Origin of the sequence: Paenibacillus sp. FSL R5-0701, from assembly GCF_037973995.1 — a bacterium.
Classification (GTDB): Bacteria; Bacillota; Bacilli; order Paenibacillales; family Paenibacillaceae; genus Paenibacillus.
Genome location: NZ_CP150230.1, coordinates 3,625,081 through 3,645,428, shown reverse-complemented (window position 1 = coordinate 3,645,428; position 20,348 = coordinate 3,625,081). Strand labels below are relative to the sequence as shown.

At 44.5% G+C, this 20,348-nt stretch carries 18 protein-coding genes and 1 pseudogene; 5 read left to right on the top strand and 14 right to left on the bottom strand.

From position 1 onward, the window contains the following. Positions 1 to 13: 13 nt before the first annotated feature. Both gucD and MKZ13_RS16075 read right to left on the bottom strand, forming a co-directional pair. On the bottom strand, positions 14 to 1,480 hold the full coding sequence (gene gucD / locus MKZ13_RS16080; protein ID WP_339176731.1) for an alpha-ketoglutaric semialdehyde dehydrogenase GucD: 1,467 nt from the start codon (positions 1,478 to 1,480) through the stop codon (positions 14 to 16). Between the two features lie 21 nt (positions 1,481 to 1,501). Continuing rightward, entirely contained in the window at positions 1,502 to 2,377 is an 876-nt protein-coding gene (locus MKZ13_RS16075) for a fumarylacetoacetate hydrolase family protein (RefSeq protein ID WP_221821298.1), read from the bottom strand. A 217-nt stretch (positions 2,378 to 2,594) separates the two neighbouring features. On the opposite strand from MKZ13_RS16075, the gene MKZ13_RS16070 reads away from it, so the two are divergent. Beyond that, the gene (locus tag MKZ13_RS16070) at positions 2,595 to 3,518 is read left to right on the top strand and encodes an AraC family transcriptional regulator (protein WP_339176730.1); all 924 of its coding nucleotides are present in this window, start codon (positions 2,595 to 2,597) and stop codon (positions 3,516 to 3,518) included. Between the two features lie 195 nt (positions 3,519 to 3,713). On the opposite strand, the gene MKZ13_RS16065 is transcribed toward MKZ13_RS16070, so the two are convergent. Together MKZ13_RS16065 and MKZ13_RS16060 are read right to left on the bottom strand one after the other, a co-directional pair. Beyond that, positions 3,714 to 4,169: a DinB family protein gene (locus MKZ13_RS16065; RefSeq protein ID WP_221821294.1), complete on the bottom strand. Its 456-nt coding sequence runs from the start codon at positions 4,167 to 4,169 to the stop codon at positions 3,714 to 3,716. Between the two features lie 85 nt (positions 4,170 to 4,254). After that, complete coding sequence (locus MKZ13_RS16060; protein ID WP_339176729.1) at positions 4,255 to 5,349, bottom strand: stalk domain-containing protein; 1,095 nt, start codon at positions 5,347 to 5,349, stop codon at positions 4,255 to 4,257. Positions 5,350 to 5,512: 163 nt separating this feature from the next. Here MKZ13_RS16060 and MKZ13_RS16055 point away from each other — a divergent pair, with 163 nt between their 5' ends. Beyond that, positions 5,513 to 5,989 (top strand): hypothetical protein, encoded by a 477-nt coding sequence (locus MKZ13_RS16055; RefSeq protein ID WP_339176728.1) that lies wholly within the window; start codon positions 5,513 to 5,515, stop codon positions 5,987 to 5,989. 239 nt (positions 5,990 to 6,228) lie between these two features. On the opposite strand, the pseudogene MKZ13_RS16050 reads toward MKZ13_RS16055, so the two are convergent. The 9 genes and pseudogenes from MKZ13_RS16050 to MKZ13_RS16010 all read right to left on the bottom strand — a co-directional run. Continuing rightward, positions 6,229 to 6,342: pseudogene (locus tag MKZ13_RS16050) on the bottom strand (ArsR family transcriptional regulator); the annotation flags it as partial. Between the two features lie 324 nt (positions 6,343 to 6,666). After that, the gene (locus MKZ13_RS16045; protein WP_339176727.1) at positions 6,667 to 7,845 is read right to left on the bottom strand and encodes an MFS transporter; all 1,179 of its coding nucleotides are present in this window, start codon (positions 7,843 to 7,845) and stop codon (positions 6,667 to 6,669) included. 24 nt (positions 7,846 to 7,869) lie between these two features. After that, on the bottom strand, positions 7,870 to 8,688 hold the full coding sequence (locus MKZ13_RS16040; RefSeq protein ID WP_339176726.1) for a helix-turn-helix domain-containing protein: 819 nt from the start codon (positions 8,686 to 8,688) through the stop codon (positions 7,870 to 7,872). A 249-nt stretch (positions 8,689 to 8,937) separates the two neighbouring features. Then, positions 8,938 to 9,357: an arsenate reductase (thioredoxin) gene (gene arsC / locus MKZ13_RS16035; protein WP_047843093.1), complete on the bottom strand. Its 420-nt coding sequence runs from the start codon at positions 9,355 to 9,357 to the stop codon at positions 8,938 to 8,940. Positions 9,358 to 9,395: 38 nt separating this feature from the next. After that, the gene (locus MKZ13_RS16030) at positions 9,396 to 10,697 is read right to left on the bottom strand and encodes an arsenic transporter (protein ID WP_339176725.1); all 1,302 of its coding nucleotides are present in this window, start codon (positions 10,695 to 10,697) and stop codon (positions 9,396 to 9,398) included. A 67-nt stretch (positions 10,698 to 10,764) separates the two neighbouring features. Further along, entirely contained in the window at positions 10,765 to 11,091 is a 327-nt protein-coding gene (locus MKZ13_RS16025) for a metalloregulator ArsR/SmtB family transcription factor (protein WP_221821278.1), read from the bottom strand. Positions 11,092 to 11,244: 153 nt separating this feature from the next. Continuing rightward, positions 11,245 to 13,713 carry an FAD-dependent oxidoreductase gene (locus MKZ13_RS16020; RefSeq protein WP_339176724.1) on the bottom strand — a complete coding sequence of 823 codons (2,469 nt, stop codon included), beginning with the start codon at positions 13,711 to 13,713 and terminating at the stop codon, positions 11,245 to 11,247. After that, positions 13,710 to 14,024: a metalloregulator ArsR/SmtB family transcription factor gene (locus tag MKZ13_RS16015; RefSeq protein WP_036615511.1), complete on the bottom strand. Its 315-nt coding sequence runs from the start codon at positions 14,022 to 14,024 to the stop codon at positions 13,710 to 13,712. Before MKZ13_RS16015 ends, MKZ13_RS16020 begins: the two co-directional genes overlap by 4 nt. 241 nt (positions 14,025 to 14,265) lie before the next feature. Continuing rightward, the gene (locus MKZ13_RS16010; protein ID WP_339176723.1) at positions 14,266 to 16,080 is read right to left on the bottom strand and encodes a family 43 glycosylhydrolase; all 1,815 of its coding nucleotides are present in this window, start codon (positions 16,078 to 16,080) and stop codon (positions 14,266 to 14,268) included. Between the two features lie 351 nt (positions 16,081 to 16,431). On the opposite strand from MKZ13_RS16010, the gene MKZ13_RS16005 reads away from it, so the two are divergent. The 3 genes from MKZ13_RS16005 (at position 16,432) to MKZ13_RS15995 (ending at position 19,313) form a co-directional block, all read left to right on the top strand. Continuing rightward, the gene (locus MKZ13_RS16005; protein WP_339185404.1) at positions 16,432 to 17,793 is read left to right on the top strand and encodes an alkaline phosphatase; all 1,362 of its coding nucleotides are present in this window, start codon (positions 16,432 to 16,434) and stop codon (positions 17,791 to 17,793) included. 502 nt (positions 17,794 to 18,295) lie between these two features. Then, a complete protein-coding gene (locus MKZ13_RS16000; RefSeq protein WP_339176722.1) occupies positions 18,296 to 18,736 on the top strand; it encodes a hypothetical protein in 441 nt (146 codons plus the stop codon). A gap of 106 nt (positions 18,737 to 18,842) precedes the next feature. Beyond that, on the top strand, positions 18,843 to 19,313 hold the full coding sequence (locus MKZ13_RS15995; protein WP_339176721.1) for a ferritin-like domain-containing protein: 471 nt from the start codon (positions 18,843 to 18,845) through the stop codon (positions 19,311 to 19,313). A gap of 128 nt (positions 19,314 to 19,441) precedes the next feature. On the opposite strand, the gene MKZ13_RS15990 is transcribed toward MKZ13_RS15995, so the two are convergent. Beyond that, positions 19,442 to 20,329: a cation diffusion facilitator family transporter gene (locus tag MKZ13_RS15990; protein ID WP_221821269.1), complete on the bottom strand. Its 888-nt coding sequence runs from the start codon at positions 20,327 to 20,329 to the stop codon at positions 19,442 to 19,444. Between the last annotated feature and the right edge of the window lie 19 nt (positions 20,330 to 20,348).

Sequence of the window (20,348 nt, the reverse complement as noted above, 5' to 3'; positions counted from 1 at the left end):
AGCCTCCCACAGTTTATGACTTCACAAAGACCGTTTTGATGGCCGTGAAAAACTCGATAGCCGCTTGCCCCTGTTCTCTGGAGTGTGAACTCGACATCTTCATTCCGCCAAACGGAGCCTGCAGCTCTACGCCGGCCGTTTCTGCATTAATTCTGACGAGTCCTGCATCCATGTCCCGGATGAAAGACAACATGGCTCCGACGTTCTGTGTATAGATGGAAGCACTCAAGCCATAATCGCTATCATTAGCCGCTTCGATCGCTTCCTCCAGGGAATCTACCGCAATCAAGGCCAGAACCGGGCCAAAGATTTCTTCCCGGGCGATGGACATATGGGATTCGACCCCTTCAAATACGGTAGGCTGCACATAGAATCCCTCTTCCAGTCCCGGACCGTCACCTCTTTTTCCGCCAGCGAGCAGAACAGCACCTTCATCCTGGCCTTTTTGAATGTAACTCAGCACGGTATTGAGCTGTCCTTCGCTTGCACATGGACCCATCCAGCTTCCAGAAGACATGCCGTCACCCAGTCGAATTTCCTGGATTTGCGAGAGCAGTTTTTCTTTGAAGGCATCGTATACTTTTCGTTCAATAATGACTTTGCTGGTGGCCGTACATTTTTGTCCGGTCGATTTCAACCCTCCGCTGATTGTGGCTTCCACAGCCAAATCCAGGTCAGCGTCAGCCGCGATAATAATCGGGTTTTTCCCACCCATTTCAAGTTGATACTTGGCCCCACGTGCCAGTGCTGCGCCGCCGACCCGTTTGCCCACTTCATTGGAACCTGTGAACGTTATTCCGCCCACATCCGGATGCTCAGCAAGTGCAGATCCGATCACTGAGCCTCTGCCACATACCAGATTAAGAACACCTGCCGGAATGCCCGCCTCTTCAAAACACTCCATTAATCTAGCTGCAGTGACCGCAGTTTCCTGAGCAGGCTTCAACACAACCGTATTACCGTAAATTAAGGCCGGAGCCGTTTTCCAGATCGGAATGGCAACCGGGAAATTCCAAGGAGCAATAACCCCTACAACGCCAAGGGGTACGCGGGTCGTAAACATCAGCGCTTCGCTATCCGTTGATGGAATGACATCACCGGTTTTTCGCATGCCTTCTCCGGCGTAATACCTTAAGATCGCGACACCACGCAGTGTCTCTCCTTTGGCTTCAGGGAGTGTTTTGCCCATTTCCCTGGTCATCGCCTCTGCAACTTCATCGGCCCGGCGTTCCAGCACATTGGCTGCTTGAAATAGATAGTTTCCGCGTTCCGCACCCGATAACCTCCGCCAATCTTTTGCTGCTTCCTTCGCGGCTGCAACAGCCCGGTTCAGATCCTCTACGCCTGAGGTGGGTACGTAACCAACTACCTCCTTCCGACTCGCCGGGTTGATGCTCGGTTCGGTTTCACCGGATATCGCCTTCACCCATTCTCCGTTAATGTAATTGCTGTATGTCTGCTCTACCTGAAATGTGGTCATTGCATTCATCCTCCTCGTACATTAGTTTGAAATGACTGGATTAATAAGTGTCCCGATATCGCTAATGGATATTTCAATGCGGTCCCCGGGTGCAAGTGTAAAATCATTAGGGGGCACAATGCTTGTGCCTGTCAATAACACCGTACCGTCAAACAGATCGTTATCTCTTGCCAGAAAGGAGACCAGTTCATCGAGTTTTCGGTTTAACTCACTTGTGCTTGCCTCGCTTTTGACAACTATTTCAGCTTCACGATATATCTCGCAAACGATGCTGAACGCATATGGATTCTGCACCGTTTCCGCCAGACGAATGGATGGACCTATCGAGCAGGAATTGCGCCACATTTTTGCTTGCGGCAGATACAGCGGGTTTTCCCCTTCAATATCGCGGCAGCTCATGTCATTGCCAACGATGTATCCCACAATGCTGCCATCTGCGGCAAGCACCAACCCCAGCTCAGGCTCCGGGATCTGCCAATTGGAATCGCTGCGAAGTGTGACAGCCTCATTGGGCCCGACGGTGCGGGCTGCTGTAGATTTAAAAAAGATCTCCGGTCTTTCGGCATCATAAACTTTATCGTAAAAGGTTTTTGCATCCAGCTTGCCTTCGGTTGCTTCATAATTTCGCGCTTCGCGGCTGCGTTGATAAGTTACACCCGCCGCCCATACTTCCGGAGCTTCCAATGGAGTAATTAGATGCAGGGAAGTCCAATCGTCAGTTAACTTGTTTGACGGTTTAAAAGCGCTTTCAACAAGTTGAACTGGAGAAATCCCCTGCTTTCTTGCTTGATGGATCAAAGTCATAAAATCTGCTTGTGGCAAACGATACGCTTGTTCATCATCCGTAACGGCTGCCAGCCACTTCTGTTGTCCGTCCAGAAATCGAATAATTCTCATTCAAGCTTGCCTCCATTTTTCCCCATCGGGTTGATAATACTACCATAGCACCGGCTATGGTTCATGACGATGTTCTAATCACTCCGACGATTTACCCTTTTCACGCATTTTTTTTCTGTTAAGATGAGGTTATATCCGTTGAACTGAAAATAATTTACGAGGACACTTCGATGACAGGATGTTGGAATATAGAATCGTACAAGGGGGTTGGTTTGCTGTGACCAAGCTTTCGGATGCTGTGTATTTAGGTCGTCTACCCGATGTTCGCATGTCTTTTCAATTATTGGGGCTGCATGCAAGAAAAGTTGATTCCAGCTGGACTTATCCGTCTCATGAACATTCCATGTATGAAGTTCACTGGATGATGGACGGGCAGATGAACATGGTGGTCAACGGGCAGTCTTATCGTCAGTCGGTTGGCGACCTCCTGTTCATCCGACCGGGTATGACCCACTCTTGCACCGGAGCCGGACCGGAGGGGTTCACTTATTTTTCCGTGCATTTCAGCATACACGATACATCCTTTTGCAGAGAACTTAACCGTTGCAAAGACATCTATTATCCGGCAAATTCGAATTTGGCTCTGGGGCTCTCCTCTTCCCTGTCTACCTTGTATGGTCTGGCTACAGAGCATCTGTCTAACTCGTTATCTTCCTCCAAACAAATGAAGGTACATGCCGCCGTGTTTGAACTGCTTGGTTCCCTGGTTGGCCAGTTATCTCAGCAAGCTTCCGTTACGTTGTCGAGAAAAGAAACTATTGCCCATCAGATTGCTGAGCACATTGAGGATTCGGTAAGATATATCCATCTTCACGGGGAAATTCAGGAGAGCGATCGAACCTGGATTCAGGACATTGCCAAGTCGCTGAGCATTAGCCCGTCACAGGTTAATCGTATTTTTCGGCAGGTATACGGCATCGCTCCACGCAAGTTTCTATCCGAAACCCTTCTGAACGAAGCGCAGCGGCTTTTAAAACAAACCGACCTGAACATAGACCATATTGCGATGATGTTGGGGTATAAGACCAATGCGCATTTCAGCCGCCAGTTCAAGCGGTGGACAGGCATCGCGCCAAGCGAATATCGCAGCCAATCGCAGCAGACTGCGGTAGCCGATCATCCTGATGGTTCATACCGCTGAGCTTTTCTTTCTATAAAAGGTAATAATGTTGGGCTGGTTCATGGCGTCTAGCATATTACCGTCAAGATTTACCGCGGCGACGTAGTTGTAAAAGATTTTTGAATTTCGAAACAAAATAGCCGCCAGGTTGGCGGCTATTTCTGCGACTATTTTGTTATTACTTGGCACAGCAATGTTGATGATTTTCCCCGCCCTTTAGAGTCGTGCGAAGGTGATGTAATCAACTTGGACAGGCTCCGCCGATTCGGTTCGAAGTGCCCGGTTAATCTGTCCCCGGTGATACTGCCCATGTAAGATGACTTGCGAGAGAATGTCCCGGATGGAAGTTCGGAACGGAACCCCGCTCTGGTTTGCATAGTCAATGATCTCATCCAATTTGAATTCCTCGAGCCCGTCCATATAGACGCGATATTGCTCGATGTTTTCTTCGAAGATCTCCCGGATCGCCGTCAAGTCTTCCGTTTCTTCCCACAATGAATATTGTGCGCTACCCTTGCCTTGCAATCGGGACAGCCATACGCGTTCCGCAACCGCAACATGTCGAACCAGCTTCAGAAGCTCCTTGTTCTCTGTCTTTGACTCCTCGAGCGCGTCTAAAATACGTTCGTCTGCCCAGTACAGATGGTCCATCATGCGCTTGATCGTATTCATTTCACTTTCCCCCTTATCGTCTCACTGTCACTACACGACTTATCATGCTCCGATAGACTTTTAGAGTTTGAAGCCACAGTTTCCGTCATCTGAACTCGGAATAAGGAATAATAAACTCTGGCATTCCTTCAGCGTAGGAAGTATATTCATATTCTGTGAAATAGATAACGATACCATCATGGCTCAGGTAATAATCTCGATCAGCTTCAATCGTCTTAAATGGAGTGGACAACTCCAATCCGCGATGATTGATGTGATCTGTGATTTGGCTGTTAATGATAGAGACATAATCGGCGTTACCTGCTGCTTCCTTCAACGAAATCAGATCACCTGTTACGAGATCGAACGTGTAAGGAACCCTCGTCGTCATTCCGTGCGCTCCCCCCATATAAAGATCATAATCCACATATAGGCTCAATTTTCCATTCTCGTTATACATAACTGTAAATCTGCCATCGAGGCTCGGTTGCCGAATTTCAGCCTTTGGATTTTTGATTAGTAATTGATTATTCGCTTTTACGACTGTATCCATTTCCTTCGATCCCGCTGCAATGTGCTTGTCGGTCTCCTGCTTCAAAAAGGCGTTGATCTTATCCTGTACTTTCTCTCTTGCATAGCCCTTAATTACCGGATAGTAGACGAGCAATGATTTGCCATCTCCGTCGGCACCGATCTCTTCCGCTTGAACCTGCAAGTCGTTTTCCTTAATCGATTGAATACCGACCTGCTTAGTACTATTCTGATATGAAATTACATAGCCCATCCGCTCCAATAGGAAGCGAAGTGGCAAATAAGTTGTATTGTCCTGGAGAATGACTTGAGGTCCAAAGACCGGTTGTCCGTTCAAATGAATAGTATTGTTAGAGAGATTAATTTGAAGCGATCGTCCATTTCCCGACACTTCAACGAGTTGATTAGTCTTATTGAAATTGGTGGTTAAACCCAGGGCTGTATTTAGGTTCCTAAGAGCAATATAGGTCGATCCGTTTTTATTAATCGTACCAATGTTTGATTTCTTTCCTTCAATGCTGAACGGTTGTGCGGTAACTTTATATTTGGAAACGGAAGCTGCAGCGGCTACCGGTTGGCCTTCGGCCATGAAGTGTGCCAGGGGCGATGCCAGTAATGCTGTCATAATAGCACTTACAATTAACTTATTTCTCTTCTTGTTTCTATTCATTTTTTTTCTTACATCCTTTCTGGATTCAAGTTCATTGCCTTCTAGCTTTTAAACGCAGCTTTTAACTAAAAGGTTTCAAATCAACATGGGACTTGATTGTCATTACTGTGATATTCTTAATGTTACGAGGAAGAACAGTAAAACTGCAGGAGGTTAGACATCCATGAAATCCAAACGAGCAATAATCGATCGAAGAAACGCCGAGCGTCGGGTTCGCCGGGAACAGAAAATCAATCCACCCGGTCCTTTCTTCAAGCTGTTCGACTGGATGTGGAAGATTATATTTATCTTGTTCCTGTCATCTCTTTCTGTTGTTGCCTTCTGCCATTGGTTTTTGCGCACGGGTTCTGGTCCGGGAGGATCAAATCTCATCGCTTTTACTGCTGAACGAATGGCAACTTTAATGCTTTTTATAATGCTGGCTACTGCCTGCATAGTCGGTATACGAGCTATGATTAAGTCTAAAGATAACTCTGCCAGCAGAGCTTCCAAACATCCGGACGGAAAACGTTTGATCATAATGAAAATTATTGTTTTTCTGTTCTTTGTAATCGTTATGGTCATTTCAATCATTATCTGCTGGGCGCAGCTGAAAGTTTTATTGAAGATTGGAAAACGATTGTTATTGTCTTTAGGTTGATCGGGATGGCCCTTTATTTTAACAGGATTATCAGCGAATAAACAGTTTCATCAAATTTATATAAATTGGGTTGATCATGTAGCCATTCGGGCTTATGGAATATCTCTTACCTGTGTCCAACCGCCGTATATGGTCCATGTCCTCCTCATTCAGTTCAAAGTCGAATATTTCGATATTCTCTTTAATCCGTTGAGGGTTCGTTGATTGGGAATGACCATAATTCCGCGTTGCAGATGCCAGCGCAAAATGACTTGCGCAATTTGCGATTCTTTTAATATTTTCAGATGATGGGATACGGTCGGTCGGGATAGATGTGTTTTCATCCTGATCTCGCCTACGCGCATGCCGGTTTTTTGCGGTGCTTCGTTGCTTTAATTGTTGTTTGCCCACGTGTTTAAGGTGCTTACATATGCTGTAGACCCCAGTCTTGTAAATCTATATGGAGAACTTCTTGATTCCGGGTCTCATCCATAATGGGTTGCTTTTCTACCCAGTGCCAGCGGATAAACCGATCCCATGGATCAGCTCCGAGGATGCAGCACAATATCATGTTTATGCGTTAAACCATCCTGATCTGGCGGGATTTTTCAAGGAATGTACGACTTGTACATTCCCTCTTTCTAATTAGGACTATAACGCCAGATAGATCTCCTGTGTAACTTAACCAGTCCACCTACCTATTCACCAGTAACCATAGAGTTTTCAGTCCTACTTCTCATCCTTTTGAATAGAATTAGGACAAGAAATAAAGCTACGCTTACAGCTCCAAACCCCAACCAATTCAAATACATGACAGATGAACGACTGATCACAATCCCACCTAATCCAGATCCCAATGCAAAACCAAATTGGATAAACGACGTATTTACGCTAAGGGCAATGTCGGGATTACGAGGTGCCAGTGTAACCAGATATAGTTGCTGGGCCGGAGATATGCTCCACGTTGCTAACATAAAAATCATTAAAACCAAGATTAACATGATAAGATTAACTCCAGCTAGAGCGAACAAAAGAAGAGTTACCCCTTGTAACAGAAGGCCTAGACAAATTGTAAACTTTGATCCCTTTGCATCTGCCAATTGTCCGCCCACTTTTGATCCGACAAAGCTGCAAATTCCCGCGAGAAACAGAACACCGCTTATCTCGGTCATGGAAAGAGAAGACGTAGCTTGCAAGAAAGGCGTAATATACGTGAACAGTGTCGAATAGCCGCCGATATACAATAATGTAATAAGCAAGGCAGTCAGAATGAGTGGATTTTTTAAAATGGAGACCTGCATTCTGAGGGTGATCTTTTCTTCCTCTTTGATTGCCGGAACCTTTTTGTAGATAATAAGTAATGGAAGAACACTTAATAATCCAATGATTACAAATAGAACTCTCCATCCAAACATTTCACTAAAAAATGTGCCCAATGGGACACCGAGTACAAGCGAACTGCTGAGCCCCATCAAAATGATGCCGATAGCATTGCCCCTTTTTTCTTTTTCAACTAGTCGTGTCGATACGGCCATCGCTACTACGGTAGCCACTCCTCCGCTAGCCCCTTGAATAATTCGCACCCATAGTAAAGTTTCATAAGAAAGGTCAACAAGCATAAGTCCGTTGCTGGCAATAAACACGCTGAGGGCGGCCAACAGTAACTTCTTGCGATCCATATTTATTGTAATTGCAATGAGAATCGGAGCGATAATGGCCGCTGCCAGAGCAAATACAGTCACCAGTAAACCCACTTCAGAAGTAGATACGCTCAAGTCTGAGGCGATCATTTCAATGACTCCTGTAATAATGTATTCAAGGGTTCCGATCAGAAAAACAGCCAATGCCAAGATATATATAATCCATTTATTTTTCACTTTAATCCACTCCGTCTTCTCTAGTTATCTATTTAGTATTGGAATTTGTATTTCTATAAACTGTACATCTTGTTCTTGAGATAAGGGTAAATATAATTCCCTACCAGCTCCGTTCTCCTTGATCTGATAGTTATTATTCTCAATCCATGTAGCTAGATGAACACAGGCTTTACAGGCAAAGGTGGCATTGGAACGATAAGCTATGGTGGCCATCATGGGCTCAGCAGGAAGAGTCCGCAGTTGAAATGGGTAGGGAGCTGATCGCAGCTCACAGGTTAAGAAATAACCTATTTCAAACTCGAACGCTTCCTCTTGTCCTGCGATTTCTTTCCACAAAACAACCTGTGGTCCAGGGATCAGTTGGCGCATTTCTTTTGTTAATGACTGATCAAACTGATGAAATAAACTCGGGATCTTCTCTTCCCTCCCGCACCCTGTCTGAAAAAGAAACTGCCGAGCACCTTCCTCTTTGATTCGGATTTCTTGCCCGGTTTCAATGTGCCCCTCTTCCTCTAGAAGCTGCATGCGTTCCTCAATTCGGACGAGTTTGGTTTGTTCCGTATCGATAATCTGCTGAATTTCGCTTCTTTTTAGCTTAAACATGCCTTGAATATTCTCCAATGTGATATGTTCCTGTAACAGCTGTGTGATTTGTGGCAACGTGAACCCCAATTCTTTATAAATGAAGATTCGGTTAAGCTCGAGAAGCTGATCTGCGGAATAGTAACGGTAACCCGTATCGTGATCTACCTTTCTCGGCTTAAGTATGCCAATCTGGTCATAATAACGCAGTGTTTTTAATGAGACCCTGCTTAGCCTGGAAAACGCACTGATTTTGAACAATATATCATCTCCAATCTTTTAACATAATACGAGTATATAGTTTCCCGTACAGGGGAAAGTCAAGGGTGTATACGCTTCTCATTTTTATATAAAATCAACCACCGTCCTTGTCCTCACTCTATGTTGCTGTTATGGGCAAGTCAAAGAACCGTTTCTGAATGAAACGTTCATTTTTTTTGAACAAAAAAATGCCACTGATTGTGGCATCTCTCGGTACGCATTCAATTATCCTGCTCAGGCAGGTTTGTATTATTTTCCGGTTTCAGCAAATGTTTTAATACGCTCCCCGATCTGGTCACGAACCCTTTGGAATACGGCCCATTTCTCTTCATCTGTACCTTGCGCTTTGGCAGGATCATCAAATCCCCAGTGTTCCCGCTTCACATGTGGAGGCGTCATGGGACATTTATCTGCGGCATCCCCACACAACGTGACTACGAAATCAGCATTGTTCAACAACTCTGAATCAATGATGTCCGAAGTTTGAGTCGAAATATCCAGATCAACTTCGTTCATGGCTTCCACGGCTTTTGGATTCAGACCGTGTGCCTCGATTCCTGCACTATAGATGTTCCAGTCCTCACTTAGATATTTCTTGGCCCAGCCTTCGGCCATTTGGCTCCGGCAAGAGTTGCCTGTGCACAGGAAGTACAGTGTTTTTTTACTCATGTTCATCGTCTCCTCGTTACTTGAATTATAGATTGCTTTTATAGAATGCTTAACCACAGATACAGACCCACTAGCGTAATAAGCAGAGTCGGAATGGTGATTATGATACCTGTCTTGAAGTAAGTGCCCCATGAGATTTTGACACCTTTGGTGCTCAGCACATGAAGCCAAAGCAGGGTCGCGAGTGAACCAATCGGGGTAATCTTGGGACCCAGGTCTGATCCAATAATATTGGCATAGATAAGCGCCTCCCGAACAGTCCCTGTAGCTGTGGTTGCATCAATGGCAAGCGCATCAATCAACACGGTAGGCATATTGTTCATCAGGGATGAAATGATTGCCGCAATAAAGCCCATACCCATCGTTGCAGCAAACAATCCCTGATCCGCCACAGCCTGAATGACCACGGCTAGAAGATCCGTTAAACCCACGTTACGTAGACCATAAACCACGACATACATGCCGATGGAGAAAAATACGATGGCCCACGGCGCTTCTTTGACAACCAATGTAGTTGGTACAGCAGAACTCCGGGAAGCCATGATCAGGAAGAATATCGCAACAACACCTGCTACAAAAGATACGGGAATGCCGATAAATTCACTGGTAAAGTATCCAATAAGCAGAACCCCTAACACCACCCACGACAACCGGAACATTTTCATATCCTTAATGGCAGATACCGGAGGCTTCAATTCACTGGCATCAAAATGTTTGGGAATACTCTTGCGGAAAAAGAGATACAGTACACCGATACTCGCCGCCAGCGAGAACAGATTTGGAATAAACATCCTTCCTGCGTACTCCATAAACGTAATACCAAAGAAATCGGCAGACACTATGTTGACCAGGTTACTTACAACCAGCGGCAAGGAAGTTGTATCCGCAATAAATCCGCTGGCGATAATGAATGGGAATACTTTTTTCTCATCGAAATTCAGTGCACGTACCATGGCTAGAACAATCGGTGTCAGAATCAGTGCGCCTCCATCGTTGGCAAAGAAAGCAGAAACCACCGCTCCCAGGATGGAGACATAAACAAACATTCGTACACCATTGCCATGAGCGGCTTTGGCCATATGTAAAGCAGCCCATTCAAAAAAGCCGATACGATCCAGAATTAATGAGATCAGAATGATTGCAACAAAAGCAAGCGTGGCATTCCATACGATTTGTGTCACATCCCATACATCTTCCAAATTGACCACACCCACAAGTAAAGCAAGGATTGCTCCTCCACAAGCAGACCAACCAATGGACAGGTTTTTAGGCTGCCAAATAACGAGTACAAGTGTAATCAAAAAGATGATGCAGGCTAACAGCGTAGAAAACAAAACCATGCACCCCCTTTCAGTTCAGCTTTATTTATATTTGTATATAATGATATACTTATATAATGATCAAAAATTAATTACACTCTGAAGTAAAGTTTTCCTTATTTAACGATTTAAGAATAGTTGCTGTATCCGGCATCAAATCCAGGACAGATGTAATATAGGGTGTATTCTCTACATTTAAAGAGTAGTATACCCACTGACCACGTTTATTTTCTTTAACCAAGCCTTGATCCTTCAGCTTGCGCAAATGTTGACTAATTCCAGGTTGTGACATGTCTAAAATCTCTACAAATTCACACACGCACCATTCACGTTCTTTGAGGAGTGTAAGGATCGTAAGGCGTGTTTTATCACCCAGCAATTTAAGCTTATCCGCTACCTCTTGCATAGAATCCATAGCACTTCCTCCTTCGACTACATATAAGTGTATGCTTATATTATAATATCGAAATAATGAAGTCAATGTTTACTACTTGATGATTAAGTCCAAAAAGCCAAAAAGCGTCGGTTCGAATTCGAATCAACGCTTTTTGGAGTTTGTGATAATTTTTTAAATAAACAGATTATGATTGGCTTGTGATGCTTGTCCAAGATAGTAACCTACACCACCAATTTTAACTTGGTCTATTAATTCTTCACGCTGAATTCCCATTAAATCCATAGACATTTGGCAGGCAACGATCTCTACTCCTTGTGCAATTGCGCTCTCAATCAATTCTTCCAATGAAGGCACATGATGTTTTTTCATCAAACCACGGATCATCTTCGGGCCTGCTCCGAGCATATTCATTTTGGACATGCCAAGCTTCTGGCTCCCGTGAGGTAACATCATATCAAACATACGGCCGATCATGGTTTTGGATAACTTCTGCGGCTGCTGCTTGCGAATAATGCTCAATCCCCAAAACGTGAAAAATAGGGTTACTTTCCGTCCACTGGCTGCGGCCCCATTTGCAATAATGAGTGAAGCGATCGCTTTATCCAGATCGCCACTGAACACAACCATCGTGCTGGCTGGATCGCTGATGGGGGATTCGGATACGGGTTGTGCTGTATTTTTAGCAATGACAGACTCAATCGTACCGCCTTTCAGCCTTTCCAACTGCAAGATTGTGGAACCCGACATCGTGGCCCATGCTTTGACATCTTCATAGAAGCCTGGATCGGAAGCTTTCACACGAAGGGTTTCTCCGTTTGAGAGTTGATCCATTTTCTGCTTAACCTGAATCAGGGGACCAGGACAACTTAATCCGCATACGTTCAACTCATGATCAATACGTTGCGGCTGTGCTGAGTCAGTAGGAATAGACTCCTTTTCGTTCGCGTCTATCACAGGATCTTGCTGCTCTTGTGTTGTAGCAGTAAATGGAGCAGGCTTAAATTGGGCTTGTCGGTATGTTTTATAACCACCACTCAGGTTTTTTACGCTAAAACCATGCTGACGCAAAATTTGCGAAGCTGTATAACCACGTAAGCCGACTTGACAGTATAGCCAGATTTCTTTGGAAGGGTCTAATTCATCTAAACGTTGACGAAGCTCATCAACTGGAATAGAGAGTGAATCCGGAATATGACCATTTTGATGCTCGATTTCACTGCGAACATCCAGAAGTATCGACTGCCCCGGCTGACGATCAGCCAGTTGATTATAGGTGAACGTCTGAACACGTCCGGTGATCATATTCTCTGCTGCATATCCAGCCATATTCACGGGATCTTTGGCAGAAGAATAAGGTGGCGCGTAACTCAGTTCAAGCTCTGTCAAATCCCGGACATGTCCTCCAAAATGAATGGCTACAGCAATGTCATCTATTCGTTTATCCACTCCATCATAACCGACTGCTTGTGCGCCCAAAATTTTACCTTCCGGAGTAAACAGCAGTTTAAGAGTAATCGCACTTGAACCCGGATAATACGATGCATGAGAAGCAGGATGTACGATAACGGTTTGATATTCCACGCCGAGACGTTGCAGTGTTTTTTCATTACTGCCTGTCGTGGCTGCGGTCATTCCAAATACTTTGATAATGGACGTACCTTGTGTTCCTTTATAGGTAGAAGGAAGCCCTGCGATACGGTCGGCAACAATACGGCCTTGTTTGTTGGCAGGTCCGGCAAGTGGTATTGTTGCCTTCGTACCATGAATAGTTTCCGTTACTTCGATCGCATCCCCAACAGCATAGATATGTGGCACGCTGCTTTCTAAAGCTTCATTTACGATAATATGTCCACGTGCACCCAGCGAAACGCCGCTATCTTTCAAAAAATAGGTGTCTGGCGTTACGCCTATCGCAAGAATAACCATGTCAGCTGTCAACACATGACCATCCGCAAGTTCAACCCCTATGCCTTGCTCCAGGGAATGAAATCCCTGGACACGTTTGGAAAACAGCAGGTTCACACCATGATTCTCCATTTCTTGTGCCAATGCGGCTGCTAACTCGGTATCATATGGTGTGAGTACTTGTGCGTTCCCCTCAATCAGCGTTACATCCAGACCAGCTTCCTTTAAATTCTCAGCCATTTCCACGCCAATAAATCCACCGCCTATGACAATCGAAGACTGGTTGTTAGAAGAACTTACCTGTTCTTTGATCCGATCAATATCTGGAATACTTCGTACGGTATAAATTAGTGGATTGTCCTTGCCCGGAAGATCAGGAATGAGCGGTTTTGCACCTGGTGACAATATCAACTCGTCATAACTTTCTTCATATGCACCGCGCTCCTGAGACTGTATCTTAACCACTCGCTTCTGCGAATCGATAGCTACAACCTCACTTCCTGTACGAACATCGATACGAAAGCGATCTGCCATCCCTTTTGGCGTTTGCACTAGCAGACGCTCTCGAACTTCGATTGATCCACCTATATAATAAGGTAAGCCACAATTGGCAAATGAGATATAAGGCCCTTTCTCAAAGATAATAATCTCGGCATGTTCATCCAGACGGCGAAGACGTGCAGCTGCAGATGCACCTCCAGCTACACCGCCAACAATCAGTACTTTTTTGCTCATGATTCACAATCATCCTTTTCAAATAAAGTTTTAATAATCTGTTCAACCCGTTGATCGGCAAGCACATAGTTTACTTCAAGACCATTCCGCTCCGTCGCAACAATACCTGCACTACGAAGCTTCTGGAGGTGTTGAGAGACTGTTGATTGGGGAAGATCCAGACATTCCTGCATATAAGAAACATTACATTTTTTTTTCATCATCAGTCCCCGCACAATGCATAAACGAATGGGGTGAGATAAAGCTTTCAGCAGGTTAGCAGGTTCATCGAACTGTTTAATATTATTGCTGTCAAAAGCGGGAGTGTTCAAAAGGTATTCCTCCTAAATCGTTATATCGTTATATCGTAATAATACGATTTATTGATTCTCCTGTCAAATGTATTCTGAAGTTAATGCGTTTAATAAGTTCCATACCCGCTCAACCCTAAGGCTTTGGCTTGTTCCAGGTGGATGATAAAAATGCCTGCCAAAACCGCTAAAAGCGACATTTGGCAGGCATTCATGTTGTATCAGATCTTCATAAAATAATGATTTAACTGAACGTCTTATATTAGAGTATAACAGGCTGAATCAGTCCGTCCTTACCAAAAAGAAGCGGGTCCATACATATTTCGCAGTGATAACCCTTTCCAGAGGAAAATCTGGATAGTGGCGTGACAAAACGATGATAGGAAATCTGGTATTGACCCGTTTCGGAATCATTAAATATACAGTGATGACCTGTGCCCAGCATGCCCTTCTCCACATTTTTGCTCAGGATTGGGTATCGATAGGTGATTGGACCATATAGCTGCTCTGCCGTACCGTAATTCACATGATAGTCTTCACTGCCTGTGTCATCACAGGACCACGTAAAGTGGTAAAGTCCACCCTGCTTCAACACGGCTACAGCCTCACGAAAATCATGCAAGCCCGCCAGATTGCTCATTGTGTCCTCTACGACACTTATCATGTCTTCACCAAGCTCCACAATGGCAGCATGTCCATTGCCAAATAGCAGATACGTTCTTCCATCCTCTTCGACATAGATGGAGGGATCAATGGCCTGACCCATGGTGATGCCCAGACGTTTCAACTGCTCCATTGTGATTAAAGGCTGTGACTCGGCCAGGAATGGACCAATCGGTGTATCTGCTACAGCAACGCCAATGGCACTCTCGCCGTTCAGCATTTTGCCACAGAAATAAAAAAAGAACTTTTCGTTACGGTTGGCGATTGCCGGTGCCCAGGCATTACCGGTTGCCCAAGCTACATCCTCTGTTCCCAGATCAAGGATAACACCTTCATCTTGCCAATGCTTCAGGTCTGAAGAAGAAAACACTTTGAACTGTGTCCCCGACCACCCCTCGAAGCCATCTGTTGTGGGATACATATAGTAACGATCCCCAAACTGTGCGACATCAGGATCGGCATATTGTCCGGGAAGCACCTGATGACCATCCCCGAAAGCCGTGAGAAGCCGGCTGCACTCCTCAGCTGTGATTGGCAGGACACTTCCATGACGCTTTTGATTCGTTCCCATATCAAAATCACCATCAGGGACGATTCGGAATTCTCCACTTCTTAGATCTGTAGTCAGCAGAGGAAGATAACCCTTTCCTTCAGCAAATCGATCAACAATCAGGCACCATTCCTCCCGGTCATTGAATTTAAAGATTTGAGGTCCCTCCACACCTGCCACAGCCTCCAGTACCGGAGCTTGAAGTGTAACAAACGCCCCTTTGTCGAGAGAGTCTCCTTTTTCTACCCGTATGTTTTTGGTTGTTTCATCCTTGGAGTATCGATAATAAGAGCCATCCGCTGGAAGAATCGTTGTATCAATAATATGATTATCCCGCTCAATGTATTTTTCCGATGCGGAGAACGTACGAAAGTCTTTTGTGCGAGCGCTGTATATTTTTTGTTTTCGTTCTTGCTCCTGAGGTTCCTGCGTCGCAGAAGCCCAGAATACAAGAAACTCATCTGCCATTTCATCATACACAGCTTCCGGTGCCCAGACACATCCAGCGCCCTCAACACCTAGTGTAACGTTCCATGGGGATGACCAGTTCACGAGATTGCTGGATTCCCATATGATTACGTCACGGCTCCCGGCATTAACGGCATGAGTCCACCCTTTGCCGCTTGCGATGCGGAGATCCGTAGCAATCAGATAAAATTTATTTTCCTTGACTGAACGAACCAGAAACGGGTCCCGTACCCCCTTTTCTCCAAGGTCGGAAAACAGCACAGGAGATCCGCCATTAAGATCCTTCCAGTGAAGACCATCCTCGCTATAGGAGAAATAAACCTGCTCTCCGTCTGGTTGTTCGCCAATAAAATGTACAAAGAGATACCCATCATAAGTTGGAGTTGTTTTGGTCAATGGTAAAGAGCCTCCTGAAAGTGAAATTGATTTTATACTAACAGTAAATATAAAAATGAAAGCGTTCTACATATGTTGTATCATACTTCAAAACCAGCGGAATGAGTATATTTTTTGTGATTTGGTATGGCACAGATCATGTGAATCTTTCGCCGGGATCATTTTACTTTGATTGGGATGTTTGACTTAATCCTCATGCAAAGAATATTAAAATATCGCCTTTATTTTACCTCAGGTATACAAAATTCTTGGTTTTCATTTACAAATTAATGCTAATCTTCTTAATGATGAACAAATGAATATAGACTCATGCATTCATTTTTTGTTTTAGAGATATTACGAGGAGGAATCATTGTGAAATTATCCAAAAGAGTATTACCAGCGGTAGCGCTGACTCTGGCTGTTTCGGCTTCTACTCTGTTGTCTGCCGGACAAGCGAGTGCGGTTCAAGCTGTAAGTGTGGAGAAAAAACAAATCAAGAACATCATCTTCCTCATTGGGGATGGCATGGGGAACTCTTATACTTCCGCCTACCGTTATATGAAAGATGATCCTTCAACGAAGGGCATGGACAAAACCGTATTTGACCCTTATCTTGTTGGGGCACAAATGACCTATCCGGATGATGATAAACAAAATGTGACGGATTCCGCTTCCGCAGCAACGGCTATGTCGGCGGGTGTGAAAACATACAATGCGGCCATTGCGGTTGACCCTGAGCAGAAGGAAGTCAAAACCGTACTTGAGCAGGCCAAAGAAAACGGCAAAGCCACCGGACTCGTGGCTACATCGGAGATCACTCATGCCACACCAGCTGCATTTGGTGCCCATGATATCAGTCGAAAAAATATGGATGCAATTGCGGACGATTATTATGATGAGTTGATTAATGGCAAGCATAAGGTGGATGTACTTCTTGGTGGAGGGAAATCCAATTTTGTACGCGAGGGTCGTGACCTGACGAAGGAGTTCCAGAAGGCCGGTTTCAGCTATGTGACGGATCGTTCCTCTCTCCTTGCTGATAAGAATCAACAAGTTCTTGGACTGTTTGCGGACGGAGGTATGGACAAGTTGATTGATCGTAGTGCTGCAACTCCATCATTGGCTGAGATGACCAATACAGCGATTGATCGTCTCAGCTCCAACGACAAAGGATTCTTTCTAATGGTCGAAGGCAGCCAGATCGACTGGGCAGGACATGATAATGATATCGTTGGCGCGATGAGTGAAATGGATGATTTCGCAGCAGCATTTCAGGCAGCTATTGATTTTGCCAAAAAAGACGGTGAAACACTTGTCGTAGCTACTGCCGACCACTCCACGGGCGGACTTACGCTTGGAAAAGACGGAGAATACAACTTCTTCGTAGACCCAATCAAAGCTGCACTGCGCACACCTGACTTCATGGCAGCACAAATTGCAAAAGGTGCTTCGGTTGAAGAAACACTGAAAAGTTATCTCAAACTGGAGTTGAAACCTGAAGAGATTCAATCGGTGAACGAAGCAGCCAAAAGTGCGGATGTAACAAAAATTGATAATGCCATTGAAGCGATTATTGATAACCGTTCATTTACCGGCTGGACAACAGGTGGACATACAGGTGAAGATGTTCCGGTCTATGCCTACGGTCCGGCAAGTCATCGCTTCGCCGGTTTGATCGACAACACAGATAATGCCAAGATCATATTTGATATTCTCAGCAAGCACCAATAATTCAATAGTTTAGGATCATCCCTTCTCTTCTTTCATCCGAAGAGAAGGGATTTTTTTCATAAAATCCTTATTGATATGCCACTCTACCTTTTTATGAACATCCTTAACCGTAGCCGTTCTATACTTGGCTTTTTTCATGACCGAAACTTGTCCATTCACTTCGAGTATGGCGTACGCCTGTTCCGAATTTGCTAATATGCATTATATCCCATGGAGTTGGTTACCTTATACAAAACCACTTGCATTGAAGGGAGAGAAATCCGATAAATGCAATTAACGATTGGTTAAGGCAGCTTGCCCACAATTATATTCTCATTGTCATTGCTGCGGTGCTCTTTTTTGCAGTCAAAGCAGTCATTGGGTTCTATACGTACAAGCATTATGACAAAAAATTGGATGCACTCACAGATAAGGTCGATCGTCTTCTGGAGGAGAAAACAACGGAGTGATGCAGTTTATTAATTGTGAGCTATAGAAATAACAAGCTTTGGAGGAGAAAAGCATGTTAGGGAACATTCTGCTCGGTATGGTCATTCCCATTATATTGGGTGTATGGATTCTGCGTCGGAACTTTAAAATCCTTATTCTATATTATCCACTTGGTGTGGCTGTATCAGCATGCATCAACAATATCGGGTTCAATTACTTCTGGAATATTCTTCCGAATACTCATAATCAATCCTTGGCTGCTCTCCCAATGGATCTTGGAATCTATCCGATTGCCGGCTGCTTGATGATGTATGCCATTATCGTCAAAGGTGCCAAGCCATGGTTGGCGATTCTTGTTGCATCATTGTCGCTGACATTAATCGAATGGGTTGCCAAAATGATGGGACATGTCATTTATTTTAATGGATGGAACATTCTTTGGACCTTTTTGTCATACCTCCTGCCATTTGTTCTTGCTTATGGTTACAGTAAAATATTGAGGTATACCAAGTGAAGTTTTACTGAAGCTTTCCACTAATAAGGCAGGACAGATGATATGGGTTAACGCTGATGGGCATACGTGCATATCTTAACTCATATTTGTCTTGGAGGGATTCGTAATGTATGTGGCATATCCTTATGGTTACAGGTACACTTTTACTCCGGTATGGGCAACATCATCAACCGAAGCACTTGAATTAATCAAAACGGCTGTTCAAGGAGAAAAAAATGATGAGATGTTCTATGATTCACTGATTCAGTTGTCACCCGATGCCAATCAGGCTGACATCATCACGAGCATCCGTAATGATGAACGCGGACATAATCAAATGTTCCGCCAAATGTACAAGGATCTGACTGGTCAGGAGATTTCGGGCGTAAGTAGTGAGCCAGTTGAGACGGTCACCTCTTATCTTGCCGGATTGCAAAAGGCGTTTCATGGTGAATTGGCCGCCGTGGAAAAGTATAGAAAAATATGGTTTGGTCTCCCTTATGGCATTTATAAGGATACGGTGTGGGGAATCATCCTGGACGAACAGAAACATGCGGATAAATATAACAATCTGATTACCTACAATTTGCAGAGATAGTCATGTATGGGATGAATAACGCGCGTATTCTTTTAAAAATGAACAATTGAAAGCAGTAAAAAACCAGTGAATGAGTAAAGCTCACTGGTTTTTTTGCTTTGCCGAGTCTCTCTTTTATAATCCTGAGTTTAAATGCACTCTTCCAACATATCAGGTTCCACATGAACGTGAACGGTGTATACGTCATGCTCCTCCATCAACTCATTCTCCACATCTGTACAGATATCGTGTGCTTGTTGAAGATCCAGCTCTGCATCAACTGTTATGACAACGTCTACTACAACGTTATTGCCATAGTTCCGAGCTCTCACGTCTTTAACCGTCTCTACGCTGTCAATTCCGGCAATCGTTTTTTTGTATTCCTGAATCAGTTCAACATCAAAACCGTCCGTGAGATGATGTGTGGCTTCCTTGAAAATGTCCCAAGCGGTCTTGCAGATCAGAAAACCTACGATGACAGCCGTTACAGGGTCCAGCCATGGGAGGCCGAACTGGGAACCCACGATCCCAATGACCGTACCGGTGCTCACCCAGGCATCGGAGATATTATCTCGAGCTGCAGCCATGACTGCCTGACTTTTAATACGAGTAGCAAGTCTCTTGTTATAGCGATAGACCAGATACATGATAACTGCGCAGAAAATGCCTGTGTACCCAGCGATGATATCCGGAGATTCATGTTTACCCTGAAACACAGAACCAATGGCTTGAAACAGTACTTGTAAACCTACTGCCATCATAATGAAAGAAGCAACAAGTGACGCAACGGTCTCTGCTCTCCAGTGACCATATGTATGATCTGTGTCGGCTGGGCGTTGGGCAAGCTTCAAACCGATCAGTACAGCTATTGAGGCCACAATATCGGTGGCATTGTTTAATCCATCCGCCTTGAGCGCTTCTGATCCGGCCATATTGCCAACAATCAGTTTTAATACGGTCAAACATATGTAGGCGATAATGCTGATGATAGCTCCGCGCTCCCCCAGCTTTAGATTATCGTATTTAAGTTGATCCACATGATATCCTCCTGCAATC

Coding starts and splice junctions, on each gene's coding strand:
- gucD (WP_339176731.1), bottom strand. CDS start 1,480: ATGACCACATTTCAGGTAGAGCAGACATACAGCAATTACATTAACGGA.
- MKZ13_RS16020 (WP_339176724.1), bottom strand. CDS start 13,713: ATGAGCAAAAAAGTACTGATTGTTGGCGGTGTAGCTGGAGGTGCATCT.
- MKZ13_RS16025 (WP_221821278.1), bottom strand. CDS start 11,091: ATGGATTCTATGCAAGAGGTAGCGGATAAGCTTAAATTGCTGGGTGAT.
- MKZ13_RS16030 (WP_339176725.1), bottom strand. CDS start 10,697: ATGGTTTTGTTTTCTACGCTGTTAGCCTGCATCATCTTTTTGATTACA.
- MKZ13_RS16055 (WP_339176728.1), top strand. CDS start 5,513: ATGAAATCCAAACGAGCAATAATCGATCGAAGAAACGCCGAGCGTCGG.
- arsC (WP_047843093.1), bottom strand. CDS start 9,357: ATGAGTAAAAAAACACTGTACTTCCTGTGCACAGGCAACTCTTGCCGG.
- MKZ13_RS16000 (WP_339176722.1), top strand. CDS start 18,296: ATGTTAGGGAACATTCTGCTCGGTATGGTCATTCCCATTATATTGGGT.
- MKZ13_RS16065 (WP_221821294.1), bottom strand. CDS start 4,169: ATGAATACGATCAAGCGCATGATGGACCATCTGTACTGGGCAGACGAA.
- MKZ13_RS16075 (WP_221821298.1), bottom strand. CDS start 2,377: ATGAGAATTATTCGATTTCTGGACGGACAACAGAAGTGGCTGGCAGCC.
- MKZ13_RS16060 (WP_339176729.1), bottom strand. CDS start 5,349: ATGAATAGAAACAAGAAGAGAAATAAGTTAATTGTAAGTGCTATTATG.
- MKZ13_RS15995 (WP_339176721.1), top strand. CDS start 18,843: ATGTATGTGGCATATCCTTATGGTTACAGGTACACTTTTACTCCGGTA.